This is a genomic window from Bacillus sp. FSL H8-0534, assembly GCF_038005885.1.
In the GTDB taxonomy this organism is placed as follows: Bacteria; Bacillota; Bacilli; order Bacillales; family Bacillaceae_G; genus Bacillus_A; species Bacillus_A pseudomycoides.
Genome location: NZ_JBBOUC010000001.1, coordinates 3638132 through 3654391 on the forward strand (window position 1 = coordinate 3638132; position 16260 = coordinate 3654391).

At 35.7% G+C, this 16260-nt stretch carries 14 protein-coding genes and 1 other annotated feature; of the genes, 10 read left to right on the plus strand and 4 right to left on the minus strand.

Annotation, left to right across the window (positions count from 1 at the left end; all coding sequences use genetic code 11):
* Positions 1–65: 65 nt before the first annotated feature.
* The 4 genes from MHH71_RS18270 to tyrS all read left to right on the plus strand — a co-directional run bounded on the left by MHH71_RS18270 (position 66) and on the right by tyrS (position 5064).
* The gene (locus MHH71_RS18270; RefSeq protein ID WP_018765075.1) at positions 66–626 is read left to right on the plus strand and encodes a sigma-70 family RNA polymerase sigma factor; all 561 of its coding nucleotides are present in this window, start codon (positions 66–68) and stop codon (positions 624–626) included.
* Positions 596–1990: a DUF4179 domain-containing protein gene (locus MHH71_RS18275; protein ID WP_033799217.1), complete on the plus strand. Its 1395-nt coding sequence runs from the start codon at positions 596–598 to the stop codon at positions 1988–1990. The genes MHH71_RS18270 and MHH71_RS18275 overlap by 31 nt, the downstream gene beginning before the upstream one ends.
* Before the next feature lie 474 nt (positions 1991–2464).
* Entirely contained in the window at positions 2465–3382 is a 918-nt protein-coding gene (gene murB / locus MHH71_RS18280) for a UDP-N-acetylmuramate dehydrogenase (RefSeq protein WP_006096450.1), read from the plus strand.
* 127 nt (positions 3383–3509) lie between these two features.
* Positions 3510–3731: a binding site (T-box leader), on the plus strand.
* A 70-nt stretch (positions 3732–3801) separates the two neighbouring features.
* Entirely contained in the window at positions 3802–5064 is a 1263-nt protein-coding gene (gene tyrS, locus MHH71_RS18285) for a tyrosine--tRNA ligase (RefSeq protein ID WP_006096451.1), read from the plus strand.
* 324 nt (positions 5065–5388) lie between these two features.
* Here tyrS and MHH71_RS18290 read toward each other — a convergent pair whose 3' ends face one another.
* The 3 genes from MHH71_RS18290 to MHH71_RS18300 all read right to left on the minus strand — a co-directional run bounded on the left by MHH71_RS18290 (position 5389) and on the right by MHH71_RS18300 (position 7864).
* Positions 5389–6567 (minus strand): NAD(P)/FAD-dependent oxidoreductase, encoded by a 1179-nt coding sequence (locus tag MHH71_RS18290; RefSeq protein ID WP_003201996.1) that lies wholly within the window; start codon positions 6565–6567, stop codon positions 5389–5391.
* A 44-nt stretch (positions 6568–6611) separates the two neighbouring features.
* Positions 6612–7052, minus strand: coding sequence for a DUF1641 domain-containing protein (locus MHH71_RS18295; RefSeq protein ID WP_003201998.1), 441 nt, complete (start codon positions 7050–7052; stop codon positions 6612–6614).
* A gap of 461 nt (positions 7053–7513) precedes the next feature.
* Positions 7514–7864, minus strand: coding sequence for a winged helix-turn-helix transcriptional regulator (locus MHH71_RS18300; RefSeq protein ID WP_003202000.1), 351 nt, complete (start codon positions 7862–7864; stop codon positions 7514–7516).
* Between the two features lie 319 nt (positions 7865–8183).
* Between MHH71_RS18300 and MHH71_RS18305 the strand changes: the two genes are divergently transcribed.
* The 4 genes from MHH71_RS18305 (at position 8184) to MHH71_RS18320 (ending at position 12047) form a co-directional block, all read left to right on the plus strand.
* Positions 8184–9401, plus strand: coding sequence for an MFS transporter (locus tag MHH71_RS18305; protein WP_033799218.1), 1218 nt, complete (start codon positions 8184–8186; stop codon positions 9399–9401).
* Positions 9402–9457: 56 nt separating this feature from the next.
* Positions 9458–10300 (plus strand): aldo/keto reductase, encoded by an 843-nt coding sequence (locus tag MHH71_RS18310; protein WP_167535685.1) that lies wholly within the window; start codon positions 9458–9460, stop codon positions 10298–10300.
* 142 nt (positions 10301–10442) lie between these two features.
* On the plus strand, positions 10443–11003 hold the full coding sequence (locus tag MHH71_RS18315; protein ID WP_006096456.1) for a biotin transporter BioY: 561 nt from the start codon (positions 10443–10445) through the stop codon (positions 11001–11003).
* A gap of 141 nt (positions 11004–11144) precedes the next feature.
* Positions 11145–12047 carry a thioester domain-containing protein gene (locus tag MHH71_RS18320; protein WP_003202008.1) on the plus strand — a complete coding sequence of 301 codons (903 nt, stop codon included), beginning with the start codon at positions 11145–11147 and terminating at the stop codon, positions 12045–12047.
* Positions 12048–12083: 36 nt separating this feature from the next.
* On the opposite strand, the gene MHH71_RS18325 is transcribed toward MHH71_RS18320, so the two are convergent.
* Positions 12084–12722: an NAD(P)-dependent oxidoreductase gene (locus MHH71_RS18325; protein ID WP_006096457.1), complete on the minus strand. Its 639-nt coding sequence runs from the start codon at positions 12720–12722 to the stop codon at positions 12084–12086.
* 324 nt (positions 12723–13046) lie between these two features.
* Between MHH71_RS18325 and MHH71_RS18330 the strand changes: the two genes are divergently transcribed.
* Together MHH71_RS18330 and MHH71_RS18335 are read left to right on the plus strand one after the other, a co-directional pair.
* Positions 13047–14483, plus strand: coding sequence for an alanine/glycine:cation symporter family protein (locus MHH71_RS18330; protein ID WP_003201744.1), 1437 nt, complete (start codon positions 13047–13049; stop codon positions 14481–14483).
* A gap of 300 nt (positions 14484–14783) precedes the next feature.
* On the plus strand, positions 14784–15965 hold the full coding sequence (locus MHH71_RS18335; protein ID WP_006096459.1) for a NupC/NupG family nucleoside CNT transporter: 1182 nt from the start codon (positions 14784–14786) through the stop codon (positions 15963–15965).
* The last annotated feature ends 295 nt before the right edge of the window (positions 15966–16260 follow it).

Consider the following 16260-nt stretch of genomic DNA (forward strand, 5'->3'; position numbering starts at 1 on the left):
CAAAAATAAATTTTTGAAACCAAACTGCCCTTCTATCTATCTAATAAATGAAAGGAGGGGATACGATGGATGAAATAAAATTAGTCAAAAAGGCAAGAAAAGGTGACGATGCAGCTTTCGAACAGCTTATTAGTTTATATCAAGATCAATTGTATCGGACTGCTTATCTGTATGTACAGAATAAAGAAGATGCACTAGATATTGTACAAGAAACAGTTTATAAAGCGTATTTATCCATAGAGCAATTAAAGAAACCGAACTATTTTTTGACATGGTTGACACGTATTCTTATACACAATGCCTATCAGCTATTAAGTGAAAAGAAAAAAGTGAAGAAGATAGAGGACGGAAGAGAAGCGGATACATATGGCGAGATGCCAAATAAATTACATCAAATTGAACAAAATATCGACTTACAAGAAGCAATTCAAAAATTGGATGAAAATTATCAAACAGTAATCATTTTATATTATTATCATGATCTTTCAATCAATAAAATTGCTTGGCAAATGAATATACCAGAGGGAACAGTAAAGACATATTTGCACCGGGCAAGAAAAGCGTTAAAAAATTTATTAGGGGGGAGTGAAGAGAATTGGATAAGCAGTGGTTTAATGACGAGGTAAATAAAATTGATGTTCCAAAAAAAGAATTAAATTTGACTATACAAAAAGGGATTGCTAGAGCGAAGGCGGAAAAACCTGTTAAAAGAACATATAAGAAAAGAAGAATCGCTTTGTTAACTGCCGCTTCAATCTGTATAGGTGTATTAGGCTCTGGATTTGTGTTTCCACAAATGAGCCGTGTCTTGGCGGAAGTTCCGATTATCGGGAAAATTTATTCGCATTTTCATGATACAATTGGTCAAAATCTGTCGGCAAGTAAGCTTGTAACAGAGTTAAATCAGCAGGCGGTGAGCAATGGGATTAGCGTAACAATGAATAGTGTTTATTATGATGGTGGTAGAATTGGCGTTACGTTTAAAGTAGATAATCCAGATCAAGTGGTGATAAAAAATAATCCTGGTAGTGGTTTTTATTATAACTTTAAACTTGTTGATGGAAGCCAAAAGTGGGGGAGGGCAGCTTCATTTGATGGCAAAATAACAAAAGACGGTTGGTTCGGAAATATTCATATTAATTATCCAGAAAAAGAGCTTCCCCAAAATACTACATTACCAATTACCATTACGTCTATCGGAGACACAAAAGGGATTTGGAAATTTGATATTCCAGTAAAGCAACTAGAAAATAAAATAATTCATCCGCAGCAATCAGTGAGCAGTGAAGATAAAGAACATACATTTAACTTTGAAAAGATTACAGTGGGAAAAGGATCCGTTGCTATCGACTATAAAGCAATGTATCCACTTGCCGGAGAAAATGATTTAGCAAGAATTGGAAAGGTAACTGATGATAAGGGGAATGAAATTGATTTTAAAACGTCGGGTATTGAATTTGGAAGAGAAAAGGTTGGAAATCAGATAGAATCTGATGAACGATCTATTTTCGGGAAAATTCCAGAGGGAGCGGAATTTATTACGCTACATCCGAATGTGAGATTATCTGAAAAGCCGTCTATTCAGGCTTTAAATCAAAAGACACCATTTGAAATACAAAGCACTCGTAGTGATTTAAAGATTGTCGTGAATAAAATTCAACATAAAAAACAGCGATTGATCGTACAGTATACACTTCAAAATGCCGATACAAAACATAAATCTATGGATGAATTGATAAATTGTGGGGAAGTTATGAATTTAATGGATTCTTCATATGTAGATAAGGAATTTGCACCAATTGGTCATGTTGTAAAGGGCAGTGATGTGAAGGTATTGAATAAGGAGAAGTTACAATTCCAGGCAACGTTTCAGCTAGATGGCGAATATGGTGTGAAGAATTTTAGTTTAAAGAATTATGTATTAGAAGTGGAGATGTCACCATATCATCCTGAAAAACCATTATCGCCAGTCAAAATTCAATTAAAATAATCGAAAAAAGGATGCCCTTAACATATAAGGAGGCATCCTTTTATATTACAAGAGCCTTACAGTTTTGTAATGTCTATTTTTGATATGACAAAATATAGACATTTTTATCAGTTTGAAAAGTTCCATCTTTAAACATATTTTTTCGCATTGACATGCGATATAATAGAGTTTTGTAAAGGAAGAGATTAGATTTTAAATTTTTCTATCTTAAACTTGATTATACCGGAAAATTTTTGAAGGTAAAGTTTTCTTCTCGATTTTTTGATAAGATAGAGACGGAAGCTATCTTACTAAACTATTTAGGTAATCTATGTGGTGGCCGATTATCTACTTATTTTCAGCATGGCATTACATGTAGTGTAGTGAATGAACTTGTAAGCGAAATGGAAGAGAATAAGAGAACTAGTTTTAAGAATGCTGGAACTATCGAGAGGATAGGCCATTAATTATTAATAGAAATAGAGGAATCATAGAATGAATATGCAGGAAGTATATAAATATTTACGTACAGTATTACCGGAAGAACATGTAAAACAAGATGAGATGTTAAAGAATCATACGCATATAAAAGTAGGGGGAAAAGCAGATGTGTTTGTACAGCCTACTACCTATACTGAAATTCAACAAGTTGTACAGTATGCAAATAAACACAACATTCCAATTACGTTTTTAGGAAACGGCTCGAATGTCATTATAAAAGACGGTGGTATTCGTGGAATTACATTAAGTTTGACTCATATTACGGATGTTACTGTGAACGAGCAGACAATTGTAGCACAAAGTGGTGCAGCGATTATTGATATATCAAGAATAGCATTAGAACATTCTTTAACAGGACTTGAATTTGCTTGTGGTATACCGGGATCTGTTGGGGGAGCTCTATATATGAATGCAGGTGCATACGGTGGTGAGGTAGCATATGTATTAACAAAAGCGGTTGTCATGACAAAAGAGGGAGAGCTAATTACTCTTTCAAAAGACGACTTTGATTTTGGATATCGTAAAAGTAGATTTGCCAATAATCATTACATCATACTTGAAGCTACATTTGAACTTGAGAATGGTGTATATGAAGAGATTAAAGAAAAAATGGATGATTTAACGTATAAAAGAGAATCGAAACAGCCATTAGAATATCCTTCATGCGGTAGTGTTTTCAAGCGTCCGCCTAATAACTTTGCTGGTAAGCTTATTCAAGACTCTGAACTACAAGGAACGCGAATTGGCGGTGTGGAAGTTTCAACAAAACATGCTGGATTCATGGTAAACGTTGATAATGGAACGGCGCAAGATTATATCGATTTAATTCATTTCGTTCAAAAGACAGTTAAAGAGAAATTTGGTGTTACGTTAGAAAGAGAAGTAAGGATTATTGGAGAAGATTTAAAGTAAAAGGTTTAAGGAATAAATGGCGTAATATGTTTATTTTTTTATGCTACAAGAAATAAATTGTGAATATTTTTTGGGCATAATTGACAATGTGTTTTCAATTCACTATAATTGGCTATAATTTAACATATTAAATACGTTGAAAGAGCCCAGTAGCAGTTTGTCACTGTTATCGAGAAAGCTAGGGGTTGATGGAACCTAGCACAAACAAACTTGTGAATTACACTCTGGAGTATCTTAGGTAATGCTAAGCGGAGTGGCAATCGATATTATTGCTAAGAGTGGTATGGATAGTGAAATTGTTCCTATTTGTGCAATCTGGGTGGTAACACGGTTAATAATCGTCCCTATGTCTAATGTAGACATAGGGGCTTTTTTGTTTTTTAAATTGGAATTTTAAATATTAAAGGGGATGGAAAGACATGAACATTATTGATGAATTAGAATGGCGCGATGCCATAAATCAACAAACAGATGCAGACGGATTACGTGAATTAGTAGAAGAGAAAAAGATTTCCTTGTACTGTGGTGTAGATCCAACAGGTGACAGTATGCATATTGGACATTTGATTCCGTTTATGATGATGAAACGGTTTCAATTAGCTGGGCATCATCCAGTGATTTTAATTGGGGGAGCAACAGGGACGATTGGGGATCCAAGTGGACGCCAAACAGAGCGTCAGTTGCAGACGTTAGAACAGGTACAGCATAATGTTGACGCATTAACAGCACAAATGCAAAAGCTATTTGATTTTGGCGGCAATAGTGAAGTGAAAATGGTAAATAACTACGACTGGACGCATCAAATCAATATTATCGAGTTTTTACGTGACTACGGTAAAAACTTTAGTATAAATAGTATGTTAGCGAAAGATATAGTAGCGAGCCGTTTAGATACAGGGATTTCATTTACGGAATTCACGTACCAAATATTACAAGCAATGGATTTCCATCACTTATACAAAGAAGAAGGGGTACAACTACAAATTGGTGGTAGTGACCAGTGGGGAAATATTACAAGTGGTTTAGATTTAATTCGTAAATTAGAAGGGCATGAAGCCAAAGTTTTTGGATTAACAATTCCATTATTATTAAAATCAGACGGTACGAAATTTGGTAAATCAGCAGGCGGAGCAGTTTGGTTAGATCCTGAAAAAACAACGCCATTTGAATTCTACCAGTTCTGGGTGAATACGGATGACCGTGATGTAGTTAAGTACTTGAAATACTTTACGTTCTTAACGAAGGATAGAATTGATGAATTAGTAGTGAAGGTTCAAACGGAGCCACATAAGCGTGAAGCGCAAAAAGTGCTAGCAGAAGAAATGACGAAATTTGTTCATGGTGAGCATGCACTGTCCCAAGCACTAAAAATTACAGAAGCATTATTTAGTGGGGATATTAAATCATTAACTGCGGATGAAATTGAACAAGGATTTAAAGATATGCCGACTTTCCATGCTTCAAAAGAAACAAAAAATATCGTTGAGTGGTTAGTTGATTTAGGAATTGAACCTTCTAGACGTCAAGCCAGAGAAGATATTAATAATGGAGCTATTTCTATGAACGGTGAAAAAGTGACTGATGTGAATACACATGTTACAGTAGAAAATTCATTCGATGGAAGATTTATTATTATCCGTAAAGGTAAAAAGAATTACAGCTTGGTGAAATTAGGAGAATAAAGTTTGTTATAGAGTAGAAGTGAGGAGATATCCTCATTTCTACTCTTTTTATGTACACAATTTCGTCATAAAAAGTCAGTATATTAAGATTGTTATGGAGGTTTATTTAGTTTTCATGCCGAATAAGAATAATATATAAATCGTTGCCACGAAGAACAAAAGGAGCCTTGCACTCATCATTTCTCTTTGTTTTAAACATGGCATGGGGCAAAAAAAAGGAACTGCCCGCTCCTATGCATGGGCGGATGCTCTCTTCTATCTAAAAAAGAAAGTTTTTTTAAGAATAAAAAAAAGCCCGAATCACGATTCGGGCTAGTAATCAGATTAGTAAGCTAAGCTGAATAATCCTTTAATATGTGATAAGTAACGAACGTTACTTGCTTCTTTCATTAATGATGCTGGTAAGCCTTTAAGTGGAGTTGAGCTTGCTCCGATTGTAGCAACAGCATCTTTACGACCTAGACTTGCAAGTGTTCCAGAGTTTACTGGTGCGAACTCTTCGAATGCTTTGCCTTCTAGTGCTGCGTATAAGTTGTATCCAATTAACTCACCCATTTGCCAAGCGATTTGTGCAGTTGGTGGGTATGGACGACCTTCTGGACCGAAGACAACAGCGCTGTCTCCAGCAACGAATACGTCTTTGTGAGAAGTAGATTGTAGGTATGCATCAACAGTTGCACGGCCACGGTTTACTTCAAGACCTGATTCACCGATTAATGGGTTACCTTGTACGCCACCTGTCCAAACGAATGTGTTTGCAACGATTTTTTGACCGTCTTTTAAGTCAATTTCATTGCCAGCAACGTTTGTTACAGGAAGACCTGTTAAGAATTTAACGCCGCGTGCTTCTAAGCTAGTAGTTGCACGTTCAATTAAATCGTCTGGTAATACTGGAAGGATTTTTGGACCTGCTTCAACAAGAAGTAATTTTACTTCTTTAGGGTTTACGCCGTGGCTTTTTGCAAGTTTAGGCATAATGTCAGCAAGCTCACCAACTAGCTCAACGCCAGTTAATCCGCCACCACCGATTAAGATTGTAGCATCAGCTTCATTTTTTGTTTTTGCGTATTCACGAATACGATCTTCAACATGTTTGTAGATTTTGTTTGCATCAGCAGCAGATTTTAATACCATGCTGTTTTCTTCTAGTCCTGGAATACCGAAGTAAGCAGTTTTACTTCCTAAAGCAACTACAAGTGCATCGTAAGATAAAGTAGTGCCACCAGCTAGTTTTATTTCTTTTTTGTCTACTGAGAATGACTCAACTGTTGCAATTTTAAGATCGATGTCTTTGCCTTTGAAAAGTTTTGTAAGTGGCATTGCAATAGCTTGTTCAGAAACGTTACCTGCTGCTAGGCGGTGTAGTTCTGTAATGATTTGGTGTGTTGGGTATTGGTTGATTACTGTAACTTGTGCTTCTGATTTGCTGTAATATTTACGTACATTTAAAGCGGCAAGAAGTCCGCCATAACCAGCGCCTAAGATGACAATTTGTTTTGACATAGTATGATATCTCCCGTCTTTACTAATTGTTGTTATAAGATAAATTATTTATTATTGCGTTCTGCACTAATTTGAAGATAAGCATTGATAAAACGGAACATTTTTTGTGCTTGTGGATCTTTTAGTAATTTTAACAGACCGAAAAGACCGATAACTTCAGAGCTTTCTTCAGCACGATCTTTTGCTTCGATAGCAGTTGCTGCCATGCTTTTCACTGTATCTTTTACAGGCTCTACAATCTCTTGGATTGCGCCAACAGTGTCGCTTTTTAATACTTCGTCAGTAGCAACAGTTTGAGCGAAGTCATAAGACTTAGTTAAAATGTTAACAAGCTCAGTTAATTTTGGAAGTTGTTCTACTAGTGTAGTTAATGACTCTTGTACTTCAGGTTTTAACAATTGATCAAGTACATCAAGTTGTCCTTGGCTAGCAGAAATTTGTAAAGATTCTTGTTCAGGCTTTGTTTGAGTGATAGTTTCTGGCATCTCCAATTCTCCTTTACGATAGCAATACTCTTATTTTTTTAGGAATAAAACATTCCCAAGTAACAGGTAAGCGTTAGCAAAAATTTGCAAAACTTTATACAAAGCTTCACAAAACGCAATAAAATGCCTTTAAACTTATGATTGCAAGTAGTAGACAATCATAAATTCAAAACCATAATTTCTTACCTATTATTTATGGACTGTCCGATACATGGCTTGTCCGTATAATGGAAACTTCCTTTATCGGAAAGTGTATATAATATATATCTTATATTATATACTATATACACCCAGGTTAACATAAAAATGATCCCTAATTATTTGACTTTGAGTCCATAACTTAGTATTAGCAAGGGAAAAAAGCATATATTTTATTTTACTGTTACCTAAAATATACTTAATTATAGAGAAAAAAAGGAAAAAACGAGCAAATGAATGTTCATTTTTTCCTTTTTTTCTGATTAAGATTGATCTGTTTGCGGGATAAGCATGGACGAATTCCCGTTCTTTTCAAGATGGCACTCCCCCCAAGTGCAAAGGGAATCAAGAATCGCTTCTAAGGACCGACCGTAGTCGGTAAGAGAGTATTCAACTTTTGGTGGTACTTGATTATATACCTTTCTTTGAATAACCCCATCTTCTTCTAATTCACGCAATTGCTGTGTGAGCATCTTTTGCGTAATGCCAGGCATTAAACGCTTTAATTCACTTGTTCGTTTTGTTCCTTTTGTTAAGTGACAAAGGATGACGACTTTCCATTTTCCCCCGATTACTTCTAAGGTTGCTTCTACAGGAATATTATATGTCTTCATATATTACAACCACCTTTAATGAACTTTTATATAATCATATATTACTTTTTAGTGCCTATAGCACTTTAAAGTACGTACTGTTTTTCATGTTGAACATGTTTCATAATAGCATACGTAAGATGTAAATGAGTAGTACGGTACCAAAAAGTAACTATGTTACCTTTTGGTACCTATCGCACTTTAAAGTGCGTTCTTTCGAAAAAGAATGAAACCATTCATAATAGCAGTTGTGAGCAGTAAAACTGTGTTTATTAGAAGATAAAAGGGCCTTTTTATCATACTATTATGATTGGATTTCTCATATTAAGGAGGAGTTCGATTGAGTTCATATACAGTACCGTCTTCAGATGTTCAAACAAATAGAAGAAGTGTGTTTGCTTTATTAGCATTAGCGATTAGTGCGTTTGGAATTGGTACAACTGAATTTATTAGCGTCGGTTTATTGCCATCTATTTCGAACGATTTACATGTTTCAGTTACAACAGCAGGTTTAACCGTGTCTTTATATGCACTAGGAGTAGCATTTGGCGCTCCTATATTAACGTCGTTGACAGCTAGTATGTCACGGAAAACGTTATTAATGTGGATTATGATTGTTTTCATTATTGGTAATGGTATTGCAGGAGTGGCAACAGGCTTTGGTGTACTGCTTGTTGCGAGAGTTGTATCTGCATTTGCGCATGGGGTATTTATGTCGATAGGTTCAACAATCGCTGCAGCTCTTGTGCCAGAAGATAAACGTGCTAGTGCAATTGCTTTTATGTTCACAGGCTTAACAGTCGCAACTATCACAGGTGTACCAATTGGAACATTTATTGGTCAACAATTTGGCTGGAGAGCTTCGTTCATGGTTATCGTAGCAATTGGAATTGTTGCCCTTATCGCAAACAGTTTGTTAATTCCATCTAGTTTAAAAAAAGGTACGTCTGTATCATTTCGCGATCAATTTAAATTAATAACAAACGGAAGACTATTACTTGTTTTCGTAATTACCGCATTAGGGTACGGCGGAACATTTGTAACATTTACGTACTTGTCTCCATTATTACAAGAGGTGACAGGGTTTAAAGCAAGTACAGTTACAATCATTTTGTTAGTGTATGGGATTGCAATTGCGATTGGAAATATGATTGGTGGAAAACTATCGAACCATAATCCAATTCGTGCATTATTCTATATGTTTTTCATTCAAGCGATTGTGCTATTCGTACTCACATTTACGGCGCCGTTTAAGGTAGCAGGGCTCATCACGATTATTTTAATGGGATTATTCGCGTTTATGAATGTTCCAGGATTACAAGTATATGTTGTGATATTAGCTGAACGCTTTGTTCCGAGCGCTGTAGATGTTGCATCTGCAATTAACATTGCCTCCTTTAATGCAGGGATTGCTCTTGGGGCTTACCTTGGTGGCATTGTAACGAATTCATTAGGGTTAATTCATACAGCGTGGGTCGGCGCGATTATGGTAGCTGGTGCAGTCATATTAACGGCATGGAGTATGGGATTAGAAAAACGAGATCAGGTAAAAAGTTAATATTTATAAGTGAACCATATTATACAAATGAAAAGATGATAGGAGAGAAAGAGAATATGATTAAGAATTTACAAGATCGTGTAGCGTTGCATAACGGCGTGGAAATGCCTTGGTTTGGTTTAGGTGTATTTAAAGTAGAGGAAGGACCTGAACTTGTTAATGCAGTAAAAACGGCGATTAAACAAGGATATCGCAGCATTGATACAGCGGCGATTTATGCAAATGAAAAAGCGGTAGGAGAAGGAATTCGCGAAGGTATTAAAGAAGCAGGTATCTCAAGAGAAGACTTATTCATCACTTCAAAAGTATGGAACAAAGATCAAGGATACGAAGAGACGTTAGCAGCTTATGAAGAAAGTCTACAAAAGTTAGGGCTTGAGTATTTAGATTTATATCTTGTTCATTGGCCGGTAGGAGGAAAATATAAAGATACATGGAGAGCATTAGAAAAGTTATATAAAGAAGGACGCGTACGTGCAATTGGTGTGAGTAACTTCCAAATTCATCATTTGAAAGATGTAATGGAAGATGCAGAAGTGAAACCGATGATTAACCAAGTAGAATATCATCCACGTTTAACGCAAAAAGAATTGCGGGACTTCTGTCGTGAACAAGGTATTCAAATGGAGGCTTGGTCACCTCTTATGCAAGGGCAGTTATTAGATAACGAAACATTACAAGAAATCGCAGATAAATACGGTAAAACGACTGCGCAAATTATCTTGCGCTGGGATTTACAAAATGAAGTTGTAACGATTCCGAAATCAACAAAAGAACACCGTATTACCCAAAATGCGGACATATTTAATTTTGAATTAACAAAAGAAGATATGGAACAAATTGATGCGTTAAATCAGAATCATCGCGTTGGTCCAGATCCGGATAACTTTGATTTCTAAAATGAACAGAAGAGAGGGGCACAAAAAAATTTGTGCTCTTCTTTTTAATTGCAGAAAACTAAAAATTCAAACAAATATTTACTCTGTATATGAAATAGGATATCTTAAATTTATAATATGAAATTTTCCTAGGGAGGCACATATGAACAATCATCGTACAAATCATTTCCGCATGTTAATTGTTACTGCACTATTTGCTGCTATTATTGGTATTTTGGCCCAAGTTACAATTCCTCTGCCGCTCGTTCCGATAACAGGACAAACATTAGCGATTGGTCTTACTGCTACAATTTTGGGTTCACGTTATGGCACTTTATCTGTACTGTTATATGTTTTAATTGGTGCAACTGGAATTCCTGTTTATGCTGGGTTTAGTGGCGGTTTATCCGTTTTATTTGGTCCTACAGGCGGCTTCCTATTAGCCTTCATTCCAACTGCTTTTTTAATTGGTTTGTTAACTGAGAAGACAAAGCTTACATTTTGGAATTCGTTAATGGCAAATGTTTTAGGAATGTTTGTGACATTAACGATTGGGACTGTATTCTTAAAGTATGTGGCATCGCTAGGATGGCAAGTTGCTTTCATGGGTGGTTTTGTGCCCTTCCTTATTGTAGGCGTAATAAAAGCTGCATTAGCTGCATGGGTTGGGATTAAGGTAAGAGGAGCGTTAGTACGTTCGAAATTATTATTGCAAGAAAACTAAATGATAATAGAAACACGCGTAGAATGATCTCTGCGCGTGTTTTTTTATAGCGTCTTAAGAAGGGAAAAGTAATGTATAAAAAGACTTTTTAACTAGATACTATACAGTAGTAAATTTGTTATTTTATAAGGGGTTGTGAACATGAATATTAAACAATCGTATAAGTTATTGGTTGCTTTTTTGAGTGTTTTATTTGTATTTGCGAATTTATTATTCCCACTCCAAAAAGCATCGGCAGAAGTCATGGATCATACAAAGTATCAAATGGATTGGAGCTACAGTAAATCAAAAAAGAAACCAATCCGAACAGAGCTTATTAAAACAGCAGATGGGAAAATTGCATTCTGCTTGAATGTAGATTTGAAATCACCAAGCGGTCAAGATTTACCTGAAATAGGTAAGGTGGATATTGGGGTGTACCGCGTGTTATTAAATGGATATCCACAGAAGAGTCCACAAGAATTAGGTGTCTCTGATTGGAGAGAGGCGCATTATGCGACGCAGCTCGCTGTATGGAATGCGCTGGGACAAGTGGATATTAATGATTTAGATTTTCGTAATAAAAATGTAGAAAAAGTAATGAAAGATATTGTTGCGAAAGCAAAGAGCAGTGAAGAAGTACAAGAAATTACGATGAGTGTTACGCCGTCAGAAAAGCAAGAAGCAGTATTAAAAGATGAGTTCTTCGAAACAGGTTTATATACGGTGCAAACAAATGCGAAAAGTGGAACGTACCAAGTGCAAGCAACTGGTGCGCCTGCAGGAGTTAAATTTGTGAATGAAAAGGGCGAAACAAAAACACAGTTTAATGTGGGGGAAAAGTTCCGTATTTTAATTCCAAAACAGACGCCATCTGGTGAATTTAGCTTTAAAGTATCAGGAACTTTAACAAAATTACAAGGTATCGCGCATAAAGGAACACCGAAAATTCAAGATGCGGTAGTTTTATTAGAGCGCAGTGAAGAAAAAACAAGCCCAGATTTAGCGGTAAGCTGGAAAAAAACTGAAGCACCGCAGAAACCGAATAAACCTTATAAACGATAAAAAAGCGCTGGCGTTTGCCAGCGCTTTTTTCTATTATTATTCAGCTTCTGATACAACTGTAAAGCGTTCGTTCACGTGTTTTGGATTTTCAATTTCATCAAGTGCAGCTACAGCGAAGTCTTCGTAACTTACATAGCTGTCGCCTTTTTCGTTAACAAGAAGGTGGTCTTTACCAGCTTTGTAAGAACCAGTACGTTTTCCTAATGCGAATAGAGCAGAAGGACTAATGAATGTCCAAGTGATATCGTTTGTTTGTTGTAAAATTTCTAGGTTTTTTCCTTGGTTTTGAGCTGTTGCAAGATATTCTTTAGGGAAACCTGGTGTATCAAATACACGTGTTGTTTTTGCCTCATCTACAAATAAACTTCCAGCGCCTCCGACAACAAGTAACTTCGTATTAGGGGCACCTTTCATTGCCTCAATTAATACGTTCCCTGCATCTACGTGAAGATGTTCACTTCCAGCAGGAGCGCCAAACGCATTCACGATTATGTCAAATGCTTGTATGTCATTAGCAGTAAGATCGAAAACATCTTTTTCTAAAACTTTTACATTATTCTCTGTGATTTTTGCGGCGTTTCTTACGATTGCAGTAACTTCATGACCGCGATCAAGTGCTTCTTTCATAATACGACTTCCAGCTTTTCCGTTTGCTCCGATAATTCCGATTTTCATAATATATACCTCCAAATGTTTAATAGAATAAATACCTAAAATGTATGTGCAAAAATGAATCGATGTAGTTAAGCAAGTTTGATACCACTTGTTGTAACTAGTATAGTTACAGAGTTAGTTTTTGTCAATCGCTTTGTTTATGAAAAATATTTCTTCAAGTAGTATGTGCGTTTCTAAAAATAAGAAGTCATATTTCTTAACAAGTAACACGATTGTGTTATAAAACCTAACATTTGGAAGCGATAATCTGTCGAAAAATGTTGATTTTTGAATATTTTTTAAATATAATTCAATTTATGAGAAGAAAAGGGAGGGACTAATCGTATGAATATTTTAGAACAGTTCGTTTCATCAACGAATACGATTCTTTGGTCATATATTCTTATCGCAATGTTAATAGGCTTAGGGCTTTATTTTTCTATTAAATTGAAATTCGTACAAATTACCCATCTAGGCGAAATGGTACGATTAATGAGTGATGGATTAACTGGAAAGACACGTAAAAAGGGCAGCGTATCTTCTTTCCAAGCTTTCTGTATGAGTTCAGCAGCCCGCATTGGGATCGGGAACTTGGCTGGTGTGGCACTAGCTATTTCTATGGGAGGACCCGGCGCAGTCTTTTGGATGTGGGTAATTGCAATTATCGGGGCATCTTCAAGCTTTGTAGAAAGTACACTTGCACAGATTTATAAAGTAAAAGATGGCAGCGGCTTCCGTGGTGGTCCTGCTTATTATATGGAAAAAGGTTTAAATAAACGTTGGATGGGAATTTGGTTTTCTATTCTGATTACAATTAGTTACGGTTTAATTTTCAACTCAGTACAGGCAAATACAGTTACGCTAGCATTTAAAAATGCATTCGGTTTAGAGCGTTATGTTGTAGGAATCGCATTAGCTGCATTAGTCGCAGTTATTATTTTTGGCGGCGTTAAAAGTATTGCACGTATGTCAGAAATGATTGTTCCACCAATGGCAATTATTTATATAGCAGTAGCTGTTTTCGTTGTTATTAAAAACTTCTATTTACTACCAGATGTTTTCACAGAAATCTTTAAAGGTGCATTCGGTTTAGATTCAGCTGTAGGTGGCGGTATCGGGGCTGCGATGAAGTATGGTATTCAGCGTGGATTATTTGCGAACGAAGCAGGTATGGGTAGTGCGCCGAATGCGGCTGCGACAGCAGATGTAACGCATCCAGCTAAACAAGGATTTATTCAAACAATTGGAGTTTTAGTAGATACATTTTTAGTATGTACATCAACAGCGTTTATCGTACTATGCTCTGGAGCATATAAGGCAACGAATTTAGAAGGAATTGAATTAACACAAAAGGCGCTAAGCTCACAAATTGGTCCATGGGCAAGTAGCTTCTTAGCGATTATTATTTTCCTATTTGCGTTCAGTTCACTTCTAGGAAACTATTATTATGGTGAAACAAATATCGAATTCATTAAGAAAAGTAAAACATGGTTAATGATTTACCGTGCTGCAGTAGTTGGAATGGTGTTATTCGGTTCTGTTGCGACGCTTCAAGTCGTATGGAATATGGCAGACTTATTTATGGGTCTAATGGTAATCACAAACTTAATTGCGATTACACTTCTTGGCCGATTTGCATATGCTGCGTTGACAGACTATGTAAAGCAAAAGAAACAAGGGAAAGATCCAGTCTTCCATGCAAGCTCTATTCCAGGTTTGGAAAACACAGAATGCTGGGAAGATTCTATGGTAACAAAAGAAAAAGAAGAAAAAGCTGTATAATAAGGAAAGGGCATCAGAGAGAATCTGATGCCTTTTTTTATGGTTTGTAGGAAAAACCGAACATTAATAGAGTTTTTATGTTTATTATATTTTTTTAGAAATATAAAGATGTGAGTTGAAATTTATGTTAGAATGTATAAGGTCTTTCCAGGTAAGAGGTAAGACGGGTTTTGAGGTATAGCATATATATTTTTATATGTTAGGTGAAAGTTCGGATTATTTATTTTTTATATGGTCAGACGTTCAACGTTAAATAATTTTCTATAGCGTTGAATAAGGTTTAAATGGAGGATTTTATCTATGAAATTTGTTATGTTTCTTGTAGGATTACTCGTTGTATTTATACTCGGGTTTCTTATAAGTACGGATCGAAAGAAGATTAAGTATAAACCAATTGTGGTTATGCTTGTTATTCAGTTAGCATTATCGTACTTCCTATTAAATACACAGATTGGTTATATTTTAGTAAAAGGAATTTCTGATGGATTTGGAGCATTACTTACATATGCGGAATCTGGAATCGTTTTCGTATTTGGTGGTCTTGTTAATAAAGGGGAAATTTCCTTCTTCTTAACAGCATTATTACCAATCGTGTTCTTTGCCGTATTAATTGGGATCCTGCAACACTTTAAAATTTTACCGATATTTATTCGTTCAATTGGTACCCTGTTAAGTAAAGTAAATGGTTTAGGAAAGTTAGAATCATATAATGCAGTAGCGGCAGCAATCGTCGGGCAGGCTGAAGTATTTATTACGGTAAAAGATCAATTAAGCAAAATACCGAGGCATCGTTTATATACACTTTGTGCTTCTTCTATGTCGACAGTATCTATGTCGATTGTTGGATCATATATGAAAATGATTGATCCGAAATATGTAGTAACAGCACTTGTATTAAATTTATTTAGTGGTTTTATTATCATTCATATTATTAACCCGTATGATATTACGGAAGAAGAGGACACACTTAAGTTAGAAAATAAACAAAAGCAATCATTTTTCGAAATGCTTGGCGAATATATTATGCTTGGATTTACAATTGCGATTACAGTAGCAGCGATGTTACTTGGTTTCGTAGCGTTAATTACAGCAATTAATAGCTTGTTCGATTCTATTTTCGGCATTACATTCCAAGCAATATTAGGATACATTTTCTCACCACTTGCATTTGTAATGGGTATCCCGCAATCAGAAATGGTAACAGCGGGACAAATTATGGCAACAAAATTAGTATCAAATGAATTTGTTGCGATGCTTGACCTTGGAAAAGTAGGAGGAGAATTATCAGCTCGTACAGTTGGTATCCTTTCTGTATTCCTTGTATCATTTGCAAACTTCTCATCTATTGGAATTATTGCAGGGGCAACGAAAGGGATCGATGAAAATCAATCAAATGTTGTTTCTTCATTCGGATTAAAGCTTGTATATGGTGCAACGTTAGTAAGTATTTTATCAGCGATTATCGTTGGTGTAATGTTATAGAAATAAAAAGCAGTGAGCAGAAGCTCATTGCTTTTTTATTTCATAGACATAAATTCTAGCGAGATTTGTAAGGGAGAAATTAACATATCATTTATTGAAAAAATTATGTTGCATTTCATCTGGATAACGCTTACAATTTGTTTGTGGGTGGTATCAGTTTCATACTTTAAATCAAGTAGGTAAGAAGACCACTAATTGTAAATTATAATTTATGTAAACGCTTACTGGTTTTAGGATACATTGTAAAGTAAATAGTATTTAGGGGTTCTATTTTTTTAACATCGATGGTCAGACG